Source organism: Veillonella tobetsuensis (assembly GCF_002959935.1).
Taxonomy (GTDB): Bacteria; Bacillota; Negativicutes; order Veillonellales; family Veillonellaceae; genus Veillonella; species Veillonella tobetsuensis.
Genome location: NZ_PPDF01000008.1, coordinates 34,415 through 59,330, shown reverse-complemented (window position 1 = coordinate 59,330; position 24,916 = coordinate 34,415). Strand labels below are relative to the sequence as shown.

The following is a 24,916-nucleotide window of genomic DNA, read 5'->3' as shown; positions in this document are numbered from 1 at the left end:
GTAGGTGATGAACATGCAATTTTACAAGAACTTAAAACGGGCTCGCGTACGCATGGGCAAGAGCCAAATCGAAGTCGCCAAGGCTGTAGGTATTAGTAATGCAGCATTGTCTAATTACGAGACTGGCTATAGAGAACCAGACCTCGATACACTGTGCGCGTTGGCTCGTTACTATGAGCTGACCTTAGATGAACTCGTGAATGTTAATAATGAACAGCAAGAACGCATTTATGACATTAGCACCGTTGTGAAGGATACACATATTAAGTTCAAAGGGGACCTGTATGAATTAAAAGCATCGCAAAAGAAGGTTCTCTTGCGAGAACTGGATACAGTGTTTGAAAAATTTCAACGATCTCGTATAACATCCATCAAAGAAGGTACCTCACATCGCCATCCTCATATCAATCGGGGAGGACTGTTGGGGGCAAACCTTGCCGCGAGTCGCGGGAAAAAATGATAAGTTTTGATTGTATGACAAACGAGCCTGATCCTGAGTTTCCTTTAGAAAGTCGCTAATTAAATAAAGTTTGATAGCATTAAAGCTATTATATCCAAACATATACTATTAGTTTGGATATAATAGCTTTTTTATTTATGTTACGTATATTGTTTTTGTAAAACATACAGTTTACAATTTAATTAAGATTAAATTAATGTATTTTTTAGTTTAATCTGGTTGTGATTGAGATATTTCGACAAAGCATATTAGGGCTATTGTTAAGTTTTATTATTTAGCTTGATAGAGAGTTTATATGAAAAAAAGTTCAAAATTCTATGCAATGATTATTCTTATTGTAGCTCTTTTAGTGATGATTGGTTATTATTTGCATAATAATCAGTCCAAAAGAATTGATATGGATTTACAAGGGAGTTTAGTACGATTAGATTCTCATGTTTTAACTGTTTATAATGTGAGAAATTTTAATGATTATGAGACTATTGATCTTCATTCCATTGCTAAAAAATTCGATTCAGCTATAAGGTATGTTGCTTATAATAATGAGGCTCTATACTTGTTGTTAGAAGAGAAGGATCATACTTGGAGCATTTTACGTATTACTAATAATGCTATGGATTTATATGCGTTACCTATAATTGAAAATGATGTGAAACGATATCAGATTGTGTTGGATAAAGATAACATATTAGTTATTATGAACCAAAAAATATATCAATCAGAAAGAGAAAAGTTTGCATTTCAATTAGTTAGTCAAGAGTTTTCATATAAAAATCAGTTTATATTCTCACCATCTTTATATGGATATGTTTATATGGATAGTTCTAATGTTGTAAGAAATCTTCAAAATACTGTTAATCTTATCTCTTTAGATTCATATTCGACATATAATGGCATTATTAACAGTTCATATCTTGTATTAACTAGAATGCCTGAGAAGAAAAGATTTGGAGAAATATATGATTTAAATACTGGTGAATATCGAAAACTGACTAAAGGTCCATTATATAACTTTGGGAGTGTTGGTGATGTTGTGTTGTTGGAAATAGAGTCAGATAATGGAGAACCTGACTTTTTTGCTCCTAATTTGTTAGTTAATCCTAGTCGATATAGCAATCATATTACAGATTATGAACCGTTCTTTTATGATGTAAAAAATGATGTGATTATAAAGCTTCCAGAAGGTATATATACTCGTGCTTTAGATCAGTCAATAACTTATCAGTCAGAAGAATTTAATAGAGAGGCGTTACAACAATTAAAATTGTTGTGTGAAAGTAGTCATAATTAGTAGATTGAAGAATTGATATTTTCGTACTATTAAAGTAAGCTTTATATTTGATTAACGAATTTGAGTAAGATTATATGAACAAGTAAAGATTTTGCTTTTGCAAGACTCTAAAAGTATTACGTCATATGGAGTAATCATGGAAATATATAAGAATCTAAAGTCTAAGTTTAATCAATTGTCTTTTAGAGTTCGTTTGATACTAATCGTACATTAGAGAAACATTGTAAATATTACTAGTGTTTATAATGAGAAGATGGAGTCTAATAAAATATATGCATATAGGTTTATTAAAAGAAATTGGTCCCCAATTATTAAAATATCTGCTTATTGGCATTGCTGCAGCCTTTATACTAATCATAATTGTCGGCATCACTACTCGATATTATCATTATAATGACAACTCTTTTGCATTAATTAAATATGGATATTCTCTTTACAAAGAGGCTTTGATTGATGAGATAAACTGGACTCGCGTTGGTGATAAGTTTATGGTGAAGAATTCTGACTATACTGACTTTAAGGCAAAGTATAATCAGAGTAGATTCTTAGATGATATAAATGATAATAAGGACAAAATTAGTGAAGGTCTTAATACCAATAGCATTAGAGTCCAGTTGAAAGAAGACTTTATACGAATTAAATATAAAATGGTGGATTGATAAAGATGGTTTTCGATAGGGTTGTTATTAATAAATTAAAAATAATTATATTTGTAGTAGGAATAATCATAGGCTCATTTAGTGGTGCTCTTGTATTAGAGAAAATAGATAATACATTGGAATCCATTTATTCTGGTAGACAAGCTCTTATTTGGAATGAATATAAAAGTTTTGATCATCGTGAGCATTTTACTATCAATGCCATCTATCCTTTTAAATATGAAATTGGTAGTGTTAGACCTTATTTTATTGTTGATGCAGTAAGTCATAGTAATATGGATACAATAGAAAAATCTTTAGCTTTAGATGGATGGAAGCAAATAGAGGCTAATACATTTCAAAAAGAAACTAGTGGAGAAGTATTAAAATTATCTGTAAAACCTATTAATATGAATGAATTTATGATTGTATATTATTACTAACTTTTACAAATAGAATTCATACTATTAGCTATGCGGTAATCGTAATAATTAATGAATAGTTATATAGATAAAGTTATTTAGAAATGTATTAGTGGACTTAGGAGTTGTTATGAATGCTGGGCGTATCTTATGTAGTATTTTAATTGGTATGTATGCAATATATATTATACGGAATAATACAATAACTATTGCAAGCGCAAATACTAAGAGAAGTCTTCTTCTTACGATGATACAATTAGGTCAATTATTGATGCTTGAATTAATGGTTATTTTTGGGGGGGGGATTTTACATAGTTTTTCTATTTTTTCGTTAATACTTGCGGTTCTTCTTTGGGGGGAAATGTTTGCACTAAAGCAAAATCTCAATGAATATTTTATGTGCAAGGAAGGAAAAAGCTATGGCATTAGTATTATAGGAATAGGTCGAATTGCTGTGTCTGTAGTGCAGAGCATTTTACTAATCTTATTAGCGATTTTTGGTTGGTAAAATTTCTTCCGTATAGGGGGCTTAATTTAATTTATCTTTTGGCCGTTATAGGGATTTATAAAAAGATGATACATTACCATATACAGAGTACTTTAGTTTAAGGTATTTTTTAGTTTAATCTGGCTGTGATTGAGATATTTCGACAAAACATAATAGGACTATTGTTAAATTTTATTAGTTAGCTTGGTAGAGAGTTTATATGAAAAAAGCTTATATTTTTATAGTGATAGCTATTGTAAGTCTTGGTATAGCTATATATCATCATTATCATCAAGTGGCCCATAATAATATAGTTGTTTCCACACAGTCTCATGAATTAGTAGACACCTCAATTGATGAATCGATTTCTAATCGAATTTTAGCAGTATATCCCACTGAATCTTACTATTACTATTTAGGCTACGATGGAATTGGTCGCTATGATATTAAAAATCATATTTTAGATGTATTAGAGTTCGAGGTTTATGGTGATGAAAGTGGTCCTTTTAAAACCTATCATCCTAAATCTAAGATAGTTGTTAATAGGAAGAATAAACTTTCTGATTTTTCAAAAGAAGATTTAGATAATTTTGAAAAAATGTTAATGAATTCTGAGCATGGTGCACAATACTTTAATAAACGATGGTACCGTTCTGGCTATGAAGCCACTTTTTTGGATTTAGATAATCATCTTATTATTACGAATGATGTGCGAGGTGTAAAAGATACACCTACCAAAATTTTAATATTTAATGTGAGTGGCTTTATTATCATTGATAAAGAAACCAATGATATGCAAGTTTATTTTGATGAAAGTATTGCAGGAAAAAAAGTTAAAGATTCTGCAATTTCAATATTAAAGTATATGTATGGTGAACATCTTATAATTCTAAATAGTATAGATCAAATTGAAGAGAATGAGAGAAATATTTTGTTGCAACTAAGAGATCAATACATTAGTAAAAAATAATTTGCGTGAGCGTAGTTAGTAATAAGGTTAAATTTAGATCAAGTGATAATTATAAAGGTATTTTGGGGATGTTTAACCCCATTGGTGTAGAATGGCAACAAAGTGGTGCTATTGCGACAACTAATGCATATGTAGAATTCCAAATGGAAGTAGAGGTTAATAAGTAGATGTGGAAAAAGAGATTACTGATAATTAGTATATTAGGAAATATTCTTTCTCTGTTTTTAATTGGTATCTATTTTTTAGTGAATTCCTGGTTTTTTCATGCTGAATTAGGAAGTATAGTTGGTATAAAGCCTGATTATCTGATTCAGTTAAATAATGAAGGCGTTTTGTATGACTATAGACAAATGATAAGTATTGCCTCTGGCATAAGGTCATACAAATTGATAAACTCCTTAGAATCAGATAATTATTATATATACAAATCAATTTATAATCATCAGATTTTTATTGGTCAAGTTGATCAAATTCATCAAAAATATATTATTTATGATGGGTATTTAGATCACTATATATTTGTGAACCTTGAATTTGATATTGATAAAAAACAATATGAGGATTTTATTGGAAGAATAAAGATAATAGATAGATATGAGAATCTTCCTCTTAGATATCGCAAGTTAATTGAAAATGGCAACTGGGAATATCTTTAATTCATTTTTAACTGGCACAGGTATATTGAATTAGGCCCTAGAATTATGTTTGAGAAATTTAGCAGTTAATGGCGATTCTGCACTTGGGTAATAGAATAAGCCTCTGCTTATAAAAAACGCTAAAAAAGATTTTTGTTTCGTAATACCTATATTGGTTATATTTCAACTAAAAATTATTTTTAATGTTATAAATGATAATTAAAATTAGACTTGGGTTGGTGAGTGTGACTAGAAGTTATTTTAAATTGAATAGGGTTCCATTTGCAGTTAAAGTTTATATTGGATTTGTCTTATTGGTATTCCTATTAATGGGAATTACGTATTTACATGCGTATATTAAAAGGCCAGAGCAAATGCAAAGTCTTCAATTGTATGAGCAAAAATTAGAAACCATATCCTCAAAAAAAGTAAATGAAGAGTATTATGTATCTGGTAGAGCATCACAAAATAATAATCTGGAAATTACATATGCCTCTATTACAATTGATGATATTAAAGGGATACTTTCAAAACAAAATATAGGATGGAATGAAATAAGTAAAAATCGTATAGTTGGACATGACTATGATGCTAACGTTTATATCGAGTTATTTAAAGAAGTAGGTTCTAATAGGGTGATTTTAATATTACAAAGAAGAAATTGACACTAAAGGTAATATAGAGGACTTTTAGGGATCAAATGTTGTAGTGTTAGTGATATCAGCCTTGCAGCGGGCAAAAATACTGTAGATGTTAAGAATACCTATAAAAGCTCTGGATGGAGTGTCGGTGCTGGTATTAGTTTGACTGGTGGCGGACTTCTCGATATTAATGCGAGTGGTAATATGGCTCGTCAAAATGGCGATACGTACCAAGAAAGCTATGTACCATATACCAATGACAAATCTTTTGTTGGGACACTTTCCAATATTGCATCTGATGTAAGTAATTCTCAACCAACATATAACTCTAATCATGATGAGGAGGCAATAAACGAGGATACCTATGATATAAATGATCCGGAGTAGTTTTTTTGTTGAGACTAAATATTAGTATGAGTATATTGATATTAGAGATTGGTGGATTTATAAGATAACTTTCTAAATGTAAAAAATAAATTATTGTGGCTATTTCTCATTTTCATTTAGTGTGATGGGTTATTTTATTTATATATTTTAATATAAAAAGGGGTTATATGAGAAAGAAACTCTTGTTAATATTCTTAGTGTGTGTTGCTATTCTTTTTGTAATTACTAATATTCGAAATACGATGCAACGACCCTTTCATCAAGAAAGAGTTAATAATCTTATTATGGTTGCTAAGGATAGGATAGAAAATAATAATCAATTAGAGATTACTGAGGTAGGTTCGGGTAGGCCTGTTAAAGGTGGTGGTTGGGGAAATCACATTTACTTTAAATCTTATCTTTCTGAAAATCAAACTGTTGATTTTATTATACCTCCTTTACAATCTATTATGGGGGATAGATTAGTTGGTAAAGTTTCTGATCCAACTTTAACTTCTTATCAATTTGGTTTTTCAAATTTTGGTGTCAATTTGCTCTATAGAGGGAAATATGACGGGATTTGGGAATTGAGAGTTATTAGTTTGCCTTAGATTGATAAAAGTTTAATCAGCAGATAGTTGATAATCTAAAATCAACTATCTGCTATTTTTATGTTCTTAAAATCGAATAATTTCAATTAAAACACCTAGAATTTTACGATTTTATGAGTGTTTTATGATAAAATAAAAGGTATGAATACTTCAACAACTCGGTCTATTACCTACAATGGTGACACAATTGAATATGAGTTAACAATCAAGCGTGTAAAGAATATAAATATGCGTGTGCACAAGGATGGTAGTGTCCATGTTTCGGCGAATGCTTATGTACCAGATCATCGTATCGATGCATTTGTTATTGAAAATATACCCTTTATTGAGAAGGCTCGTTTTAAATTAGAAGCATTAACGGCACAGCGTATAGAGGCATTACAATATGTAACGGGTGAAACCGTATCTATTTTGGGCATGCCTGTTTCTCTAGAGGTGCTAGAAACATCTGGCAAACCGTATATTAAGTTTGATGGGTCTAATCGCATGGTGATGTTCGTTAAATCTGATTACACCTATGAAGACAAGCATAAATTAATGCAAACCTTTTGGCGCCAGCTAGGGGAAAAGGTGTTTACCCATTGGGCGAAGGTCGTGTATCAACGCTTTCACCAACAACATATTGATGTGCCCATGCCAACGGTAAAGCAACAGCGCATGAAGAGTCGTTGGGGGTCTTGTACACCATCAAAGCAGCTCATTAAGATGAATATGCGTTTAATAGAAGGGCCTCAGGCCTATATTGAGTACGTTATGGTCCATGAGTTTGCCCATTTTAAATACTTGGATCATTCCAAGAACTTTCACAATTTAGTGGCCCAATTTTTACCAGATTGGAAAGCCCGTAAGAAATCATTAAATATCTATTTTGCACATAGACCGTAAGGAGGTGTACCATGAAGCCATTTGTACATTTACATAGTCATACGGAATTTAGTTTATTGGACGGCATCAGTCGTTTGCCGGATATGGTGCGCCGCGCGAAGGAATTGGAACAACCCGCCCTTGCCATTACGGACCATGGCAATATGTATGCAGCCATCTATTTTTATAAAGAATGTGTAGCACAAGGCATTAAACCAATTATTGGATGTGAAGTGTATGTCACAGAAGGTAGCCGCCTTGATAAACCAGAAGGGCGCAGCCGTGAGCGATTAAAACATCTTATTTTGCTAGCCGAAACGATGGAAGGCTATCGAAACCTTGTTAAAATCGTATCTAAAGCCTCTACGGAAGGTTTTAATTATAAGCCCCGTGCTGACCATGATTTGTTGCGTCAATACAGCAAGGGAATTATCGCCCTTAGTGCGTGTATTCAAGGGGAAGTGCCACAATATATCTTGCAAGATAACATGGATGGGGCTCGCCGCGCTGTTGAGTGGTACATTGAAACCTTCGGTAAAGACAATTTCTTTTTAGAAATTCAAAATCACGGTTTACCTGAAGAGTTACGTGCTCAGCAAGTGCTATGTCAATTAGCTGACGAATATGGCCTAGGCATCGTGGCGTCCAATGATTTCCACTATGTTATGAAAGACGACGCTGATGCTCAAGACATCCGCGTTTGTATTCAAACGGGCCGACGTCGCGCCGAAGTAGACCGTTTGAAATTCCCTAATGATGAGTTCTATCTAAAATCTGGGGACGAGATGGCGGAGCTCTTTGGATACATTCCTGGGGCTTTAGAAAATACAGTAAAGATTGCAGACCGATGCAATGTAGAATTTAATTTTAATGAACACCATTTGCCGCACTTTGACGTGCCTGAGGGCGAAACGTCTAAGACTTATTTGCGTAAGGTTTGTGAACGAGAAATACCTCGTTTATATGGCGATACATCTGATGAGCTTAAAAAACGTCTCGACTACGAACTCGATGTTATCGGGACGATGGGCTTTGAAGATTATTTCCTTATCGTATGGGACTATGTGCGTTATGCACGGGAACACGATATTCTAGTCGGCCCAGGGCGTGGCTCTGCAGCTGGTTCTGTAGTAGCTTATTTATTAGGTATCACAGGCCTCGACCCATTACAATACGATTTGCTCTTTGAACGGTTCTTAAACCCAGAACGGGTAAGCATGCCTGATATCGATATTGACTTCTGCTATGAAAAGCGGGGCGAAGCTATCGATTACGTAACGCGAAAATATGGGCAAGCTCGCGTGTCTCAAATCATCACCTTTGGTACAGAAGCGGCTCGCGCCGTTATTCGCGACGTAGGTCGTGTGCTCGATTTACCATTAGCTGAGGTCAATCGCATTGCGAAGATGATTCCTAATGAATTGGGCATCACCTTAGAAAAGGCCTTAAAGGGTAAAGATTTAAAAGCCTTATATGATACAGACCCTAATGTAAAAGAGCTATTTGATTTTGGTCAAAAACTAGAAGGTATTGCACGTAACTCGTCCACTCATGCAGCAGGCGTTGTAATTTCTGCGGATCCTCTAGATGACCATGTGCCTGTACAAAACTCTAATGAAGAAGGCTTTGTTACTCAATATGATAAGGATAATATCGAAGAACTAGGCCTGTTAAAGATGGACTTTTTGGGCCTCCGTACATTGACCGTTATGGGGGATGCCCTTAAGCTCATCAAGGCAAACCGAGGTATTGACCTCGATTTAGATGCTATCCCATTAGATGATAAAGAGGCTTGTGAGCTTCTTACGAAGGGCGATACATCCGGCGTATTCCAGCTCGAATCCGATGGGATTACCAAGCTCGTTATGGATTTGAAACCGGAGCATTTTGAGGATTTAATCCCTCTCGTTGCACTCTATCGCCCAGGTCCTTTGGGATCTGGCATGGTAGCGGATTTTATTGACCGTCGTCATGGTAAAAAAGAGGTGACCTATTTACATCCAATTTTGGAACCGATTTTGAAAGATACGTTCGGCGTTATTCTCTACCAAGAACAGGTTATGCAAATTGCGTCTGCCATGGGTGGATTTTCTCTAGGTCAAGCGGATTTGATGCGCCGTGCGATGGGTAAGAAAAAGGAATCCGTCCTCAAGGCGCAGCGGGAATCATTTATACAAGGTTCTATCAATAATGGCATCGAAGAGTCCATTGCAAATGAAGTATTTGACTTGCTCGTTTACTTTGCCGGTTATGGCTTTAATAAATCTCATAGTGCGGCCTATGCGTACATTGCGTACCAAACAGCGTATCTTAAGGCGCACTACTTCCCAGAATTTATGGCCGCTACCATGACCAGCTTTATGCAAAATATGGATAAGCTCACATACTATATCAATGCTTGTAAAAAACACAATGTGCAGGTCCTCGGTCCCGATGTGAACCATTCCTTACGTAGCTTTGCTGTACAAGGTGATGCCATTCGCTTTGGCCTTGGGGGCATCAAGAACGTAGGGGACAATGCTATCGATCGACTCATCGCTGAACGTGAGGCTAATGGTCTCTATACGAGCATTACCGATTTTTGTCGTCGCGTAGATAGCAAGGTTGTGAATAAACGTTTGCTTGAAAGCTTAATTCGCTGCGGTGCTATGGACGGATTTGAGGAAAACCGCAATCAGTTATTGCACATGTATGAAAGTGCACAGGCTGTAGGGGCTAAGCAGCAAAAGGATGCTGCCATGGGGACTATGAGTCTCTTTGGTGAAAGCACGGATGACGTCGATATGATTCCGGTACCGAATTTACCTGATTTATCGGAAGATGATAAATTGAAGGATGAAAAGGATTACACAGGGTTTTATATTACAGGCCATCCATTGCAAGGCTATAACAAGGAACTGAAAGGCCTCTTTGAATTAGGGCAACTTCTTGAAAACCCAGAGCGTTTTGATGGTCAAACGATTACCTTTGGCGGTCTCATTGCTGAAAGAGGGGATAGACCTACAAAACGGGGCGATGTCATGAGTATTCTTCGCATCGAAGATTACTCTGGTTCGGCTCAAGTGGTGGCATTTCCGAAGGTATTTGCTCAGAGCCAACAATTTTTGGCTGTTGATATGGTCGTTAAGGTGCGAGGCCGCGTTGATGCGGATGAAAAGGGTGTACAGATTATTGCGGACCGCATTGCACCGCTAAAGGTGAATTATAACAATGCACGACAAATCGCCATCCATATTCGAGGTGCCTATGATACGTCAGAGAATAGCAATGCGTTGAAGGAAATACTTTCACAAGCAGAAGGGCAAGTCCCGACAGCATTATATTTACATAAACAACGAAAACGAATTAATTTATCACCTCAATTATGCTTTGCACCGACAGATGAGATCATCGCACGCATTGAAGCCGTTTTGGGCGAAGGTGCCGTAGAGGTACAATAGGGTGTGCGTAGATAGGGCATATGCAATAGATTTATATCGAAAGATGTAAATTTGGTATTGGTCAAAGCTCAATGGGGACAGGTATAATTAAATTTGTAGATATATTAAATAAAATCCCTTTAGGAGGATATATGAAACGTACAAAAATCGTATGTACCGTAGGTCCAGGCACGGATAAATTCGGTATTTTAGAAGATATGATGCGCGCCGGCATGAATGTGGCTCGTTTTAACTTCTCTCATGGTTCGCATGAAGAGCAAGCGGAGCGCATGCAAATGGTGCGTGATGCAGCGATGATTGTCAACAAACCAATCGCATTATTGCTGGATACAAAAGGCCCTGAGGTTCGTCTGGGACTATTTAAAGAAGGTAAGGTGTTCCTCGAAGCGGGGCAACAATTTACATTGACTACGGATGATGTAGAAGGCACGTCAGAGATTAGTACTGTAAACCATAAAGGTTTAGTAGGCGATGTGCACGTTGGGGATACAGTTCTTTTAGCAGATGGCCTTGTAAGATTAACCATCGATGCCATTGAAGGTAATAAGATTATTACGACTGTTCAAAACAGCGGTGAAATTGGCAATCGCAAACGGGTGGCCGTGCCAGGTGTAGCGCTTAGCTTGCCACCTGTATCCGAGCAAGACGAATTAGATTTGCGTTTTGGCTGTCAACAAGGCGTGGACTTTGTGGCCGCATCCTTTATGCAACGCGCTAAGGACGTGGTGGCTATTCGTCGCATCTTGGAATCTGAACAAAAGGATATTAAGATTATCGCCAAAATTGAAAATGCAGAAGGGGTTAATAATATTGATGAAATCCTCGATGTAGCGGATGGTCTTATGATTGCTCGTGGTGATCTGGGCGTAGAAATTCCTGCCGAAGAAGTACCGGTATTGCAAAAGATGATGATTGAAAAATGTAATCGTCTTGGTAAACCTGTTATTACGGCTACGCAAATGTTGGAATCTATGATTCAAAACCCTCGTCCAACTCGTGCCGAAGCGAGTGACGTGGCAAATGCGATTTTAGATGGCACCGATGCTATTATGTTGTCTGGCGAGACGGCTAATGGTTCATACCCTGTAGAAGCTGTTACGACCATGACACGTATTGCAGAGGTAACAGAGCAATCTGTTATTTATGATCATAAGAGTAGAACGCAGGAAAGCGATGATGTGACGACTACTGATGCGGTATGTCTTGCTAGCGTTCGCGTTGCTAGTGATCTAGGTGCGGCGGCTATTTTGACATGTACCGAATCTGGTCATACTGCAATTAGTGTGGCTCGTCACCGTCCAGATTGTAAAATTATTGCTATTACACCGCATGATGAAACGATTCGCCGCATTCAATTGTGCTGGGGTGTTGAAGCCATCAAGGGCCGTGAAAATATCAATTCTGATGAAATGGTAAAACAGGCGATTACCGGTGCTCTCGGGGCGAATGCCATCAACTCTGGTGATTTAGTTGTCGTTACCGCTGGCGTGCCATCTGGATCTACAGGGACTACAAACATGATTCGTGTCCATATTGCAGGCAAGGTATTGTTATCTGGCAATGGTATTTTGCGTAAATCCGCTACGGGTCGCGTATTTATTGCGGCTAATCATAAGAATGATTATGAAAGCTTCCAATCCGGCGATATTCTTGTAGTAGGGACTATGGAACCAGAATTGATGAATATTGCTAAACGCGCTGGCGGTATCATTTCTGTTGAAGATGGATACACATCGGATAGCGCTATAGCGGGGATTACTTATGGTATTCCAGTTATCTTAGGTGCTAAAGATGCTCATGACGTATTGCTTGAAGGTGCAGAAGTAACCATTGATGGGGAACGAGGCAAGGTCTTTGCAGGCATTGCAAATGCAAGATAATTTAGTGGCCGTATTAGATATAGTAATATAATAAACCTTCAATACAGGCGTTAAATAATAGAAAATCTAGCCATCATAGATTAGACAGGTTAATTAGAAGAAGGAGTACGACTATGGATGATAAAGAATGGCGTACCTTTGTAACCGTTGTGGATGAAGGTAATATAACAAAGGCTGCTGAAAAACTATTTCTTTCGCAGCCGGCTTTGAGCTATCGACTGCGTCATTTAGAGGATAGCGTAGGGTACTCCTTGCTGCTTCGTACCACAGAAGGTATTACATTAACACCGCAAGGCGAGATTTACTATGACTATTGTAAACGTATGTTGCATGATAGAGAATCTTTAGAACATGCGTTAATATCCTCTACTGGTAAGATTCAAGGGACATTAAAAATTGCATCGTCTATCAATTTTGCGGACTATGAATTGCCGCAATTATTGCAGTCCTTTAGAGAACAATATCCAGATGTGCACATACAGGTGAAAACAGCTTTTAGTCATCAGGTAGTGAAGATGTTTAATACTGGTGACTGTATGGTTGCCTTTGCGCGCGGCGGCTATGAAGTATCCGGTACCTCGGAATTACTATTAGAAGAACCATATTGCTTGGTATACAAAGAGCTTGTACCACCAGAATCGTTAGAAAAAGTACCTTTCATTAGGTACCAAACAGATGCATCGGTTTCAAATATTATTGAAAACTGGTGTGCCGAGCATTTTGAAGAACCTCCTATTGTGGCCATGGACGTCAATTCTATGAGTACGTGCCGTCACTTTGTGCGGGCCGGTCTTGGGTGGTCTATTTTGACCTATATGGGACTTGGATCCTGTAAGGATAAAGACATTTATGTAAGTCCATTGCGCAGTAAGGACGGCAATTATATTACGCGCGATACCAATATGGTGTACGCCAAAGATGCTACGAATCTGATTGCGGTAAAAACATTTATAGAATATGTACGTAATTACTATAAAGAACATACCGTAGTGGATGATAGTATTTTTAGAGAATATAAAGCATAATCTGTTATGCTATTTCTGTATTGGTAAATTTTAATATAATGAGCCATACTATAGATGTATGAGTACGTAAAGCATGTAAGTGCATGTATATATCCATTTTGGGTGTATGCATGCACTTTTTTCATTTTACTAGGCAAAACTATGCTGAAAATGCATAAAAGGTATGAATAGTAGTTATAAAAGTTTTTATGGCCCCTATAAAGGTAATCTATTTTTCATTACAATTTTGAGCAATTATAATGAGTGTAGACAATAACTCCTAGAGTTCAATAGATGATAGTCGCGTATCACGAATTTCTGGGGTAGTGTTAGGATGATTACATGCCTATGTTTTTAAGAAAGGAAGAAACATGGAAAAATTCTTAAAACTAGCACTTATTGTGCTAATCCCTGTTGTCCTCTGGTTTACAACTCCACCAGATGGGCTCACTGATACGGCGTGGCGCCTTCTAGGCTTCTACATTGCAGGTATCGTAGGTTTGATTTTAAAACCATACCCAATTCAAATTATTTTATTAGCTGTATTATCTGCATCTGCATTATTCTTAGACAATGCAAAAGATATCTTGGTAGGTTATGGATCCACTGCATTGTGGATGATTATCGCTGCGTTCTCCTTGAGCGTTGCCTTTGGTAAAACTGGTCTTGGTCACCGCGTTGCATACCATTTGATTAATGCATTCGGTTCTACTGTATTACGTCTTGGTTATGTAACAGCACTTCTTGATTTAGTATTATCTCCAGCTACACCTTCTAACACAGCACGTGCGGCTGGTATCGTATATCCAATTAACTTATCCATTGCTGAATCCATCGGTTCTTATCCTGGCGATACTGCCAAACGCGGTGGTTCCTTCATCTTGATGAATGGTTATTTCGTAACAAAAATTACATCCTTCATGTTCTTAACAGCTATGGCTCCAAACGTGTTGGCTTTGGATTTTGTTACTAAAATCACTGGTCTTAACATGACTTGGGCTGAATGGGCTTTGGCCTTAGCTCTTCCAGGTCTTGTAATGTTGATCTTCGTACCACTTGTAGGTTACTGGATTGACCGTCCTGAAGCAGTAAAAATTGACAATAAGAAATTAGCTGCTGATGGCCTTGCCAAATTAGGACCTATGAAAATGTCTGAAAAAATCTTGGCAGTTGTATTTATTCTTGCTCTTATCGGATGGGCATTGCCTTCCATCGGTTTTGACTTGAGCCCAACAGCAGTAGCATTAGTAGCTATGACTATTGTATTCTTCGCTGGTATCATCACTTGGGATGACATGGTTCAAACTAAAGCTGTTTGGAACACATTCATCTGGTTTGGTGCGATTCTTGGTTTATCAACTGCTTTAACAAAAGCTAAATTCTTCGCTTGGCTTGCAGCATACATGCAAGCAAATTTGGCGCTCGATGTGTCACCACTTGTAGTTGTAGTAATTCTTTCTGGTATCAGCGTTGTAATTCGTTACTTGTTCGCTTCCAGTACTGCATACATTGCATCCATGCTTCCTGTATTCTTGACTGTAGGTATGGCAGCAGGCGTAGATCCAGTTATGTTTGGTCTCGTATTACTTGCAACAAATGCATTTGGCGGTCTCGTAACTCACTACGGTGCATCCCCTGGTCCAATCATTTACTCTGCAGGTTATAATAACTTAAAAGATTGGTGGACTGCTGGTGCTATCTTAGCCGTATTGAGCTGGGTTCTACTCTTTGTAGTAGGTATCCCTTGGTGGACTTTCATCGGTATGATTGGCTAATCATATAATTTTATAATCATCATTGTTTTTACGGTACGGGCCAGACATTCGCGACACGTCTGGTCTTTGCCATTTGATATATTTATTAGTGAAAGGATGCAACATGGCACAATTAGTGAAAGCTGCGCAAGCTGGCTTCGACGAAAAAAATGATGCATTAGTAACGGTTGAACCGATTGCTAGCGGTATCGAAATCGAATTGACTTCCAAAGTTATGCGTCAATATGGCGAACAAATTAAATCTGTTATCTTGAATACTGTAAAAGAAGCTGGCTTTGACGGCGTAAAAGTAACGGTACAAGATAAAAATGCTTGGGATTATACAATCAAAGCTCGCGTGTTGGGCGCATTAGAAAGGGGGAGCAAAGCATAATGGCTAACGATAAAACATTTCCAGAAGTAAAAACTAATCCGCTTACAGAAGCGGCAAAAAAACGCTTATCCCGTTCCATGATGTTCGTTCCTGGTAACACACCTAAAATGATTAACAGCGCTGATATTCACGGTGCTGACTCCATCATGATTGATATCGAAGATTCCGTTCCTGTAACAGAAAAAGACACAGCTCGTCTTTTGACTGCAGAAGCATTGAAATCTCGTAAGTTCCGTGGTGAAACTGTTGTTCGTATCAACCATCCTACACAAACTCCTTATGGTTATGACGATCTTGATGTTATCGTTCCAGCTAAACCTGATATGATTCGTTTACCTAAAACTGAAGACGTATCCGAAGTTGAAATCGTAGCGAAGAAAATTGAAGAAGTGGAAAAAGCTAATGGCTGGCCAGAAGGTACTATCAATATTATCGTAGCTATCGAATCGGTTCGTGGCTTGTACAATGTTCGTGAAATCTGTCATGGCCCTCGCGTAGTAGCTATCGCACTTGGCGCTGAAGACTACCGTGCTGATCTTCGCACAGGTAAACATAAACCAGCTGTTGAATTGTTGTTCGCTCGTCAAACAATTCTTCATGCAGCACGCGAAGCAGGTATCCGCGTAATCGATACTGTATTCTCTGACGTAAAAGACCCTCAAGGCTTCCGTGAAGAAGTTGAGTTCATTAAAGCATTGGGTTATGACGGCAAATCTTGCATCCACCCAAGCCAAATCAAAATTATCCACGAAGTATTCACTCCTGACGAAAAAGAAATCGCTCATTCCGTTAAGGTATTGAACAGCTATGCTGATGCATTGCGCAACAATAAAGGCGTAATCTCCGTAGATGGTAAAATGATCGATGGTCCTATCGTAGTTCGTGCACAACGAGTAGTTGACAAAGCACGTGCAGCAGGCATTAAAGTTGAATTAGAGGAAGGAGCAGAATACGATGTTAAATAAAGTAGGTCGCGATATCCCAACAAATATCCCAGCACTAGAAGGTCGCGAAGTATATCAAGGTGAATTCGCTATTGAACCTAAAGCTCATCGCGCAGGTAAACCTGTACACATGAGTCGTGTGGGTACTAATAAAGTACTTGCTTCTATTGATGAAGCAATAGAAAAAGCTGGCGTAAAAGATGGTATGACATTGTCCTTCCATCATCACTTGCGCAATGGCGACTATGTAATGAAAATGGTTATGGAACGCGTACAAGCGAAAGGTATTAAAGACATTACAATTGCGTCTTCTTCCTTGTCTCCATGCCATGAGTTCTTAGTAGAAATGATTCAAGATGGTACTGTAACAGCTATCGAAACATCTGGCTTGCGTGATCGTCTTGGTAAATTCTTAACACAAAATCCAGGCGTATTGAAACGCCCTGTAATCATTCGCTCCCACGGTGGCCGTGCTCGTGCTATTGAATCTGGCGAAGTTCATATCGACGTAGCTTTCATGGGCGCTCCTACAGCTGACCCACGTGGTAATGCTACTGGTCGTATGGGCAAATCCGCATGTGGTGCACTTGGCTATGCTAAGGTTGACTCCCACTATGCAGATACAACTGTTATCATCACAGATAACTTGGTTGACTATGTACACAACTATGCAATTCCTCAAACTGACGTAGATTATGTTGTTGAGGTTGAAAGCATTGGTGATCCAGAAGGTATCGCTTCTGGTGCGGTAGGTTTCACTAAAAACCCTATCCAAATTAAAATTGCTGAATTAGCTGGTGAATTCCTTGATCAAGCTGGCATCATTAAAGATGGTTTTGTATTCCAATTGGGCGCTGGTGGTGCTCCATTGACTGTGGCGAAATTCATCGCTGAAAAACTTCGCAAACGCGGTGAAGTAGGTGGCTTTGCTATCGGTGGTGCTACAGGTATCTTGACTGGTATGCTTGAAGAAGGTTTGATCCGTGCAATTTACGATACTCAAACATTCGATACAACTGCAGCAGCCTCTTTAGATAAAAACCCTGCACACATCGAAATGTCTGCTTCCATGTACGCTAACCCATGGACAGACTGCACTACAAACTACCTAGACGTAGTATTCCTTGGTGCTACTGAAATCGACCTTGATTTCAACGTAAACGTAATGACTGACTCCAACGGTGTATTGATGGGCGCTTCTGGCGGTCACTCCGATACAGCAGCAGGTGCTAAATGCACAGTTATTACTTGTCCATTGATCCGTGGCCGCTTACCAATGATCCGTGACAAAGTAGCAACTGTAATTACACCAGGTTCCTCCGTTGACGTACTCGTTACTGAATACGGTATCGCAATCAACCCAGCTCGTACTGATTTGATTGAACGCTTCAAAGATAGCAACTTGCCTATCTTCACAATTGAAGAATTACAACAATTAGCATTTGATTTAGTAGGTAAACCACAAGATATCCCTGTATCTGATAAAGATGAAGACATCATCGCAATCGTAGAATACCGCGATGGTTCTATTATCGACGTGGTTCGTAAACCTCTATAATTGAGTTGGTGGTGTGGATGTTGTGGAGCGCGGTAGAATCCGTTACGGTTCCGCTGGCGGTATCACCATCCCTTGCTGATTAAATAATACAAAGACCCTCTCCATGGTCCTAGGACTCACACATGCCTGAAGTTCCTCTACGGACCACGGAGAGGGTCTTTTTCTTATCACAGTTACGTTAGATTTATTGTATAATTTAGATAATAATATATTATTTATTTTGTATAAGGTGAGAGAAGGTTTAGTATGACAAATGTAAAAAAAGATAGTTTGTCTGCAAAGGGCTTGTCAATTCAAGTATATACAGAAGACTTTATGAATGATTATATTAGTCTAACAGACATAGCTCGATATAAAAGTGATGAACCTAGTGATGTAATTAAAAACTGGATGAGAAGAAAAGATACTATTGAGTTTTTAGGTTTGTGGGAGAGCTTAAATAATACGAATTTTAATTCGGTCGAATTCGACCGAATTAAATCTGAAGCGGGATATAATTCATTTACTTTATCGCCCAAGAAATGGATAAGTTTAACAAATGCAATCGGCATTATTTCGAAGAGTGGTCGATATGGAGGGGCTTTTGCATATAGTGACATAGCTTTTGAGTTTGCTTCATGGATTTCGGCTGAATTTAAAATGTACGTCATACAAGATTATAAGCGTCTTAAATCAGATGAAAATTCAAAGTTATCCTTAAATTGGAATTTGAATCGTGAAATATCAAAACTTAATTATAAAATTCACACAGACGCTATTAAAGAATATCTTTTAAATGATTTAACAGATGAGCAATTATCATATAAATATGCTAGCGAAGCAGATTTGCTAAATGTAGCATTATTTGATAAGAGAGCTAAACAGTGGCGTGATGAAAACCCTAAATTAAAAGGTAATATGCGTGACTATGCTAATTTACAGGAATTATTAGTTTTAGCTAACATGGAAAGCTATAATGCAATTTTAATTAGTAAGGGCATTTCTCAAAAGGAAAGAATGATAGAATTAAGAGCATTAGCTAAAAAACAATTATTGTCATTAAAATCCTTAGAAAATAAAAAGCTTATATCTAAAGATAATTTGTAGGAGAGTATATAGCAGTATTTTGGACTTTCTTGATATTAATAGGAGAGAGACTATGAGCCAAGTATTTAAACAGGATTTAACGGATACTTCAGGTCGTCCTGGTGGTATATTTTTTGTTGAGTTGCTGATGGCGGAGCATTGTGATATACTTGACCGTGAGCATATGGTTGAGGTATTTACAAAGCACTTAGGCACTGTAGATTGTTTTAGTTATGGGGCGGATTCAGCTGGTTTTGCACCTCAGAATTATAAGGTGCATTATGAGGATAATGATGCAGAGGTTCCTCCAACATTGATGATTACAAAATGTGAGAAAATTGATAAGCCTGTATTAGACGATTTTGATCGTAGTCAGGTATGGAATTGTCCCAATGTAGATGACTTGTTGGCAGAGTGCGAATATAGAGTATTTGCTACGGATATGTTAGCTGCTGGTTTAGAGTCAAAACAGCGTGCTGATATGCTCGTAAAGTATGTAGATGCTTTGTTAGAATTATATCCGGCTTGTAAGGCCGTTGTCTTTGGTCCATCTCGTAAGTTTTTAAGTCGTGAATCGATTGAAAATTATCCAGATAAGGCTGTAACTCGTTTTATTGATTATGCAGTTAATGTGCGATATTTTAACATTCAAGGTACAGAAGATATGATGGTTGACTCGGTGGGGATGAGCACCTTATTCTTGCCTGATGTACAGTATCACTTTCATGGTATGAATCCTGATGATGTAGTTATTCATGCATATAATATGCTGTATTTTATTTTAGAAAATGACAATCCTGTGGGTGATGGTGATACTATTAGCGGCCTAGAGAATGGAGAATTGGATTCAAATGTTCAATGGACATTGCATTATGAGGATTCTCTAATTCAACCGGTGAGAGCAGTGCTTGATGTAAATATGGGTGAATATGCTTCAGGAACTCGTTAGTCGTTAATTGATGAAAGGTGAGGGTATTATGAGTAATCAACGTGTTTTTGATATGGAACTTGTGAAAGTTGAAAGTTTGGAGAATGCTGTTAGGACGCCATTTTATCAAACTGATTCCACAGGTGGTTCAGTATGGGTTATTAAACCTGGTCAAACCTTACCAAAACATTATCATCATCACTCTGATGATATATGGGTTATATTGCAAGGCAAGGGTGTATTTTATCCAACACCTGATACAGAGGTGCCTTTTACAAAGGGGCAAGTTATAGTATCTAAAAAGGGTGAATGTCATGGTGCAAAAAATACTGGAACGGAAGATATTGTCTTTGTGAGTATCGTTGCGCCAGTGCCTGCTGATTATGATCCTGTTAATACTAATTAATATGAAAGCACTTTATAGTATTTTCTTATCTTGTGATAGAGATATATTCATACTATAAAGTGCTTTTTAAGGAACGATAACAGAAAGTGGGTCACTAGTGAGGTAGAAGGACTCAAATTTCTTTATGATTTGGTTTTATACAATGTGTTTTTATGGCGTTGAATAAGAATTTTTAGTATAATATAAAGATAGATAACAAACTATATAAACTACAAATAGCAAGGAGGTTCTTATGAATCCATACATGACACAAACGCCAAATGCTAATGATGTAGCATTGGTAGAAAGTATTGTATCTCAACGGTTAAAGGGTTCCATCTTATGGATGGTTGTCGGCTTATTGACTACATTAGGTATTGGTGTTGCGACGCTAATGAATCCGTCTTGGGCGCGTTTTGCAGCTAGCAATTTTAATATCTTGTTGATTGCAGAAGTAGCTGTGGTATTTTTGTTTAGCATGCGCACATATAAAGCTAATGTTATGTCCTTATATGCGATGTTCTTCATTTATAGCGCATTGAATGGGGTAACCTTATCACTTGTTTCGTTAGCATATGGTATCATGGAAGCCACTGTACCTGCATTGATTGGGGCGTTGGCGTTCTTCGTTGCCTTTTCTATCGTAGGCCTTACGACTAAGAAAAATTTAGCCGGATTAACGCCGTACTTAGTGGCGGCTATCTTTGGCATGATTATCGTAAGTCTCGTGTTTATGGCAGCATCGTACTTTTCGATTCCTTATCTTAGCTCGATTAGCTATAGCACAATTAGTTTGATTCTTGGCTACGTTGGGGTAGTAGTATTCTCCATCTTTACAGCTGTTGATATGAACATGATTAAAAACAGCGTGACTCAATTGGCATTGTCTGAAGACGAAACTATATTAGATCGTATTGAAATTGCTGGCGCTCTTAGCTTGTACCTAGATTTCGTTAACTTGTTCTTATCCTTGTTGCGTATCTTTGGTAATAGAAGGTAATATATTTTTACTGACTATGAAAGCACCTTATATACTGTGAAGGAATCTCTGTAGAGGTTCTTTACATACAGATATAAGGTGCTTTTTTATTTGCTCTATTATATAATGTTATCTCTATATTCTATATAATATTATTGACAGAGGACATTTGTTTTTTTAATATATTATGGTAAGTATCATCATAGTAAGTAGAAAGGAATCTTATGAATTCATCATCTGTAACTGAGTCTCGAAGTGAGGCTATCGATTTTAAGGATTTTACGAGTCGGCGTATGCTCCATGTAGTCCTACCATTATTTATTGTTTCTATCATTGCCTTTTTAGACCGTGTAAATATTGCCTATGCGGGACTAACAATGAAGGAAAATTTACCGTGGCTAACACCAGAGGTTTTTGGTATGGGCGCCGGTATTTTCTTTATTGGCTATGTATTGTTTGAGGTACCTGCATCGTTGATTGCTGCGCGCTGCAATGCAATGCATTGGGTAGCACGTATTATGTTTAGTTGGGGGATTGTATGTGTCCTCATGACTACGATGACCACAGAGTGGGAATTCTACTTGTACAGATTTCTTTTAGGCTTATGTGAAGCGTCATTATATCCAGTAGTATATTCACTTTTGATACCTAACTGGTTCCTACCAAAAGAACGGGCTAAAGCAATTTCTTTGATGCTCACATCCTTGTTGTTCTCTAACATCATCGGTGGACCTTTAGCGGGTGTATTACTAGATACAACATTCTTTGGCCTACATGGTTGGCGTACATTGTTTATTGTGGAGGCCTTGCCTGCCGTTATATTTGCTTTCATTTTCGCATTCTGGATGAAAGAAAAACCAGAAGAAGCATCTTGGGTAACGGATGCTGAGAAGGCTTATATGAAAGAAGAGCTTGCTAAGGAAGAGGCTCAAAAACAAGCGGTGAAAAAATATACTACGTGGCAAGCATTAAAGGATCCTAAGGTATTGCGTTTGTCCTTAATCTATTTCTTGTGGGTTATTGGGTTCTGGGGCTTTAGTTTCTGGATGCCTCAAGTTCTTAAAAGCTTATCTGGTTGGCCACCAAGTGTTGTAGCCTGGTCTATTGCGATTCCGATGACGGCGGCATTACTTGTTCAAGTATATTGTGGTTATTCCTCTGAGAAACGCAATGAAAAACGTTGGCATGTTGCTACCACGTTGTTTATAGGTACGATTGGTTTCCTTGCAACACCACATAGTCCATCACCAGAAATCAGTTTGTTGTTTATTTGTTTAACAGCTGTTGGAGTGTATGGTGGTATGGGCGTATGGTGGACAATGCCAACTACATTCTTATCGGGTGCAGCTGCAGCAGGCGCTATGGGACTTATTAATTCCTCTGGTAATGTAGGCGGTTGGGTAGGCCCTTATATGCTTGGTTTTATCAACGGACATACTGGTAGCTTTGCAATGGGCTACTATGTAATGGGCGCTTGTATGTTCCTCGCAGGTCTATTGATTTTAACATTACCAAAATCAATGGAACATAAGGATAACTAAATATAGAATTAATTGGCAAATAAAAAGAGCTATATCTTTAATACACTTATACACATGGTATCGGTGCTATCTATAGATATAGCTCTTTATTCTATTTCTTTACATCGGGCACTTTTCCAGGGTTCATATCTAGGTTGAGATCTGTCGATTTCAAAGGGTTAGGATTCCCGTCAGGAGGAATTACCTTGAGTTCTGGATGTAACCATTCTAATTGTTTGAGTTCCCAGTCATATCTGGCACCATCATTTTGTAATTGACGGATATATGTTTCTAGTTCCTCAATTTGATCGGCGTGTTTATTGGCCATACCTTCTAAAATATAAAGTCGACCAGCGACACTTTCGATAGAGGATCCATCATGATCTTCATCAACGCGCCATTGTAATTCTGATATTTGGATTTGCTGAATAATGATAACGGTGATTAGAATCAAAATAACAGCCCACATAGGCGTTTCTTTAGCTTTCAAAAGGGCCCGCAATTTTGCTGCGAGCCCAGATGGTTTATTCATTATTTGTGGCCCTCCAATTGTAGACCAGGTAATGGTAATTTGGAGTTAACGAAGTCTAACCACAAGCGAGAAGCATGGGAGAGGTAGTGACCTTTTTTCCAGATAACATATAATGTATGGATGATTTCTGGAACAAGAGGGCGTACTACAACCTTGGAACCAACCTCTGTATTTTCACCTACCTCAGGACAGAGGCGAGATGGTAGTAAGGCGATGGCAAGATCAGCACTAACAGTTTGTAACATGAGATCACGTTGGCTCGTTTCAAAAACGATATGAGGTTGGAAACCTGTGTGTTTACAAGCTTTGATAATTTCATCATGTAAATTGAAATCGTCTTTATGGAGAACGAAGGATTCCTCTGAAAGCATTTCTAAACGAATTTCCGGTTCTTTAGCTAGTGGACTAGTTTTAGGAAGGATTACGGACAATGGATCAGATGTAAGATAAAAAGCTTCAAATTCTTTAGGATTTGGTTTTGTACAGATGATACCAATATCGATTAGACCTTCTTGAACACTGATTTCAACCTTCTTAGAACCTTGTTCGTATAATTCTAAATCAATTTGTGGATATACCTTTTTAAATTCGCCTAATAATTGTGCAAAAATTGGTGCGTCCGTAATAGGAGGGATACCAATACGGATGGAACCTTGCTCCAAACGAAATTCGTTTTCAAAATCTGTTTTTAAATGTTCAAACATGAACACAACACGTTTTGCATGAGTTAAAAAGATGGTACCACCATCAGTGAGTTCTACGGATTTGGCATTACGCATGAAAAGGACAACGCCTAATTCATCTTCTAATGCTTTTATTGTGCGGCTAATCGCGGATTGTGAGATATGTAAATTTCTTGCTGCTTTACTAAAGCTCTTTTGATCAGCTACTTCTACGAAGTATTTTAAATGGTGAAAATCCATAACTAACCCCCTGTAAATAAAAGGATGTGATATAAAGGAAAACCTTAAATGAGAATAGTTATTACTAAAATGCAATCAGCTATTACATTAAGTAAAGTATGGATAGCGATATTGGCAAGGTACCAAGCGCTGTATGTATTGCTTTGATATAGCTCGCCACGTTATAATGAGTTTATAGGGCTATATCAAGTTATGATATTAGGAATTATGGTTGTGCCCACTACA

Annotated in this window: 25 protein-coding genes; 23 read left to right on the top strand and 2 right to left on the bottom strand. The window is 37.6% G+C overall.

The annotated features are described in order from the left end of the window. Positions 1 to 13 precede the first annotated feature (13 nt). The 23 genes from VTHSUH11_RS03285 (at position 14) to VTHSUH11_RS03175 (ending at position 23,257) form a co-directional block, all read left to right on the top strand. Positions 14 to 460 carry a helix-turn-helix domain-containing protein gene (locus VTHSUH11_RS03285; RefSeq protein WP_105092646.1) on the top strand — a complete coding sequence of 149 codons (447 nt, stop codon included), beginning with the start codon at positions 14 to 16 and terminating at the stop codon, positions 458 to 460. 295 nt (positions 461 to 755) lie between these two features. After that, complete coding sequence (locus VTHSUH11_RS03280; RefSeq protein ID WP_105092645.1) at positions 756 to 1,751, top strand: hypothetical protein; 996 nt, start codon at positions 756 to 758, stop codon at positions 1,749 to 1,751. A gap of 272 nt (positions 1,752 to 2,023) precedes the next feature. Next, a complete protein-coding gene (locus VTHSUH11_RS03275) occupies positions 2,024 to 2,410 on the top strand; it encodes a hypothetical protein (RefSeq protein WP_105092644.1) in 387 nt (128 codons plus the stop codon). A 5-nt stretch (positions 2,411 to 2,415) separates the two neighbouring features. Further along, positions 2,416 to 2,832: a hypothetical protein gene (locus VTHSUH11_RS03270; RefSeq protein ID WP_105092643.1), complete on the top strand. Its 417-nt coding sequence runs from the start codon at positions 2,416 to 2,418 to the stop codon at positions 2,830 to 2,832. A gap of 109 nt (positions 2,833 to 2,941) precedes the next feature. Continuing rightward, the gene (locus VTHSUH11_RS03265) at positions 2,942 to 3,319 is read left to right on the top strand and encodes a hypothetical protein (RefSeq protein ID WP_105092642.1); all 378 of its coding nucleotides are present in this window, start codon (positions 2,942 to 2,944) and stop codon (positions 3,317 to 3,319) included. A 199-nt stretch (positions 3,320 to 3,518) separates the two neighbouring features. Next, positions 3,519 to 4,268, top strand: coding sequence for a hypothetical protein (locus VTHSUH11_RS03260; protein WP_105092641.1), 750 nt, complete (start codon positions 3,519 to 3,521; stop codon positions 4,266 to 4,268). A gap of 167 nt (positions 4,269 to 4,435) precedes the next feature. Continuing rightward, positions 4,436 to 4,924 (top strand): hypothetical protein, encoded by a 489-nt coding sequence (locus VTHSUH11_RS03255; RefSeq protein ID WP_105092640.1) that lies wholly within the window; start codon positions 4,436 to 4,438, stop codon positions 4,922 to 4,924. A 224-nt stretch (positions 4,925 to 5,148) separates the two neighbouring features. Continuing rightward, entirely contained in the window at positions 5,149 to 5,568 is a 420-nt protein-coding gene (locus tag VTHSUH11_RS03250) for a hypothetical protein (RefSeq protein WP_244899975.1), read from the top strand. A gap of 30 nt (positions 5,569 to 5,598) precedes the next feature. Continuing rightward, on the top strand, positions 5,599 to 5,931 hold the full coding sequence (locus VTHSUH11_RS03245) for a hemagglutinin repeat-containing protein (RefSeq protein WP_105092638.1): 333 nt from the start codon (positions 5,599 to 5,601) through the stop codon (positions 5,929 to 5,931). A 167-nt stretch (positions 5,932 to 6,098) separates the two neighbouring features. Next, the gene (locus VTHSUH11_RS03240) at positions 6,099 to 6,521 is read left to right on the top strand and encodes a hypothetical protein (protein ID WP_105092637.1); all 423 of its coding nucleotides are present in this window, start codon (positions 6,099 to 6,101) and stop codon (positions 6,519 to 6,521) included. A 117-nt stretch (positions 6,522 to 6,638) separates the two neighbouring features. Next, positions 6,639 to 7,406 carry a M48 family metallopeptidase gene (locus VTHSUH11_RS03235; protein WP_105092636.1) on the top strand — a complete coding sequence of 256 codons (768 nt, stop codon included), beginning with the start codon at positions 6,639 to 6,641 and terminating at the stop codon, positions 7,404 to 7,406. 11 nt (positions 7,407 to 7,417) lie between these two features. Then, a complete protein-coding gene (locus VTHSUH11_RS03230; RefSeq protein WP_105092635.1) occupies positions 7,418 to 10,825 on the top strand; it encodes a DNA polymerase III subunit alpha in 3,408 nt (1,135 codons plus the stop codon). Between the two features lie 131 nt (positions 10,826 to 10,956). Further along, positions 10,957 to 12,705 (top strand): pyruvate kinase, encoded by a 1,749-nt coding sequence (gene pyk / locus VTHSUH11_RS03225; RefSeq protein WP_105092634.1) that lies wholly within the window; start codon positions 10,957 to 10,959, stop codon positions 12,703 to 12,705. A 113-nt stretch (positions 12,706 to 12,818) separates the two neighbouring features. Then, on the top strand, positions 12,819 to 13,730 hold the full coding sequence (locus VTHSUH11_RS03220) for a LysR family transcriptional regulator (protein ID WP_105092633.1): 912 nt from the start codon (positions 12,819 to 12,821) through the stop codon (positions 13,728 to 13,730). A gap of 350 nt (positions 13,731 to 14,080) precedes the next feature. After that, a complete protein-coding gene (locus VTHSUH11_RS03215; RefSeq protein ID WP_105092632.1) occupies positions 14,081 to 15,484 on the top strand; it encodes a DASS family sodium-coupled anion symporter in 1,404 nt (467 codons plus the stop codon). 103 nt (positions 15,485 to 15,587) lie between these two features. Further along, positions 15,588 to 15,857: a citrate lyase acyl carrier protein gene (citD, locus tag VTHSUH11_RS03210; protein WP_105092631.1), complete on the top strand. Its 270-nt coding sequence runs from the start codon at positions 15,588 to 15,590 to the stop codon at positions 15,855 to 15,857. Further along, entirely contained in the window at positions 15,857 to 16,822 is a 966-nt protein-coding gene (locus VTHSUH11_RS03205) for an HpcH/HpaI aldolase/citrate lyase family protein (RefSeq protein WP_105092630.1), read from the top strand. The genes citD and VTHSUH11_RS03205 overlap by 1 nt, the downstream gene beginning before the upstream one ends. Further along, positions 16,812 to 18,359, top strand: coding sequence for a citrate lyase subunit alpha (gene citF, locus VTHSUH11_RS03200; RefSeq protein ID WP_105092629.1), 1,548 nt, complete (start codon positions 16,812 to 16,814; stop codon positions 18,357 to 18,359). The genes VTHSUH11_RS03205 and citF overlap by 11 nt, the downstream gene beginning before the upstream one ends. Before the next feature lie 246 nt (positions 18,360 to 18,605). Next, positions 18,606 to 19,445, top strand: a complete 840-nt coding sequence (locus tag VTHSUH11_RS03195) for a KilA-N domain-containing protein (protein ID WP_005378390.1) — start codon at positions 18,606 to 18,608, stop codon at positions 19,443 to 19,445. A 52-nt stretch (positions 19,446 to 19,497) separates the two neighbouring features. Continuing rightward, the gene (locus VTHSUH11_RS03190; RefSeq protein WP_005378408.1) at positions 19,498 to 20,373 is read left to right on the top strand and encodes a DUF4261 domain-containing protein; all 876 of its coding nucleotides are present in this window, start codon (positions 19,498 to 19,500) and stop codon (positions 20,371 to 20,373) included. A 28-nt stretch (positions 20,374 to 20,401) separates the two neighbouring features. Beyond that, positions 20,402 to 20,758, top strand: coding sequence for a cupin domain-containing protein (locus VTHSUH11_RS03185; protein ID WP_060807586.1), 357 nt, complete (start codon positions 20,402 to 20,404; stop codon positions 20,756 to 20,758). Positions 20,759 to 20,990: 232 nt separating this feature from the next. Further along, positions 20,991 to 21,737 (top strand): Bax inhibitor-1/YccA family protein, encoded by a 747-nt coding sequence (locus tag VTHSUH11_RS03180; RefSeq protein WP_105092628.1) that lies wholly within the window; start codon positions 20,991 to 20,993, stop codon positions 21,735 to 21,737. Between the two features lie 203 nt (positions 21,738 to 21,940). Next, positions 21,941 to 23,257, top strand: a complete 1,317-nt coding sequence (locus VTHSUH11_RS03175; RefSeq protein WP_105092627.1) for an MFS transporter — start codon at positions 21,941 to 21,943, stop codon at positions 23,255 to 23,257. Positions 23,258 to 23,348: 91 nt separating this feature from the next. On the opposite strand, the gene VTHSUH11_RS03170 is transcribed toward VTHSUH11_RS03175, so the two are convergent. Both VTHSUH11_RS03170 and VTHSUH11_RS03165 read right to left on the bottom strand, forming a co-directional pair. After that, positions 23,349 to 23,768 (bottom strand): hypothetical protein, encoded by a 420-nt coding sequence (locus VTHSUH11_RS03170; protein WP_059363868.1) that lies wholly within the window; start codon positions 23,766 to 23,768, stop codon positions 23,349 to 23,351. After that, positions 23,768 to 24,691, bottom strand: a complete 924-nt coding sequence (locus VTHSUH11_RS03165) for a LysR family transcriptional regulator (RefSeq protein ID WP_105092626.1) — start codon at positions 24,689 to 24,691, stop codon at positions 23,768 to 23,770. Before VTHSUH11_RS03165 ends, VTHSUH11_RS03170 begins: the two co-directional genes overlap by 1 nt. Positions 24,692 to 24,916 lie beyond the last annotated feature (225 nt).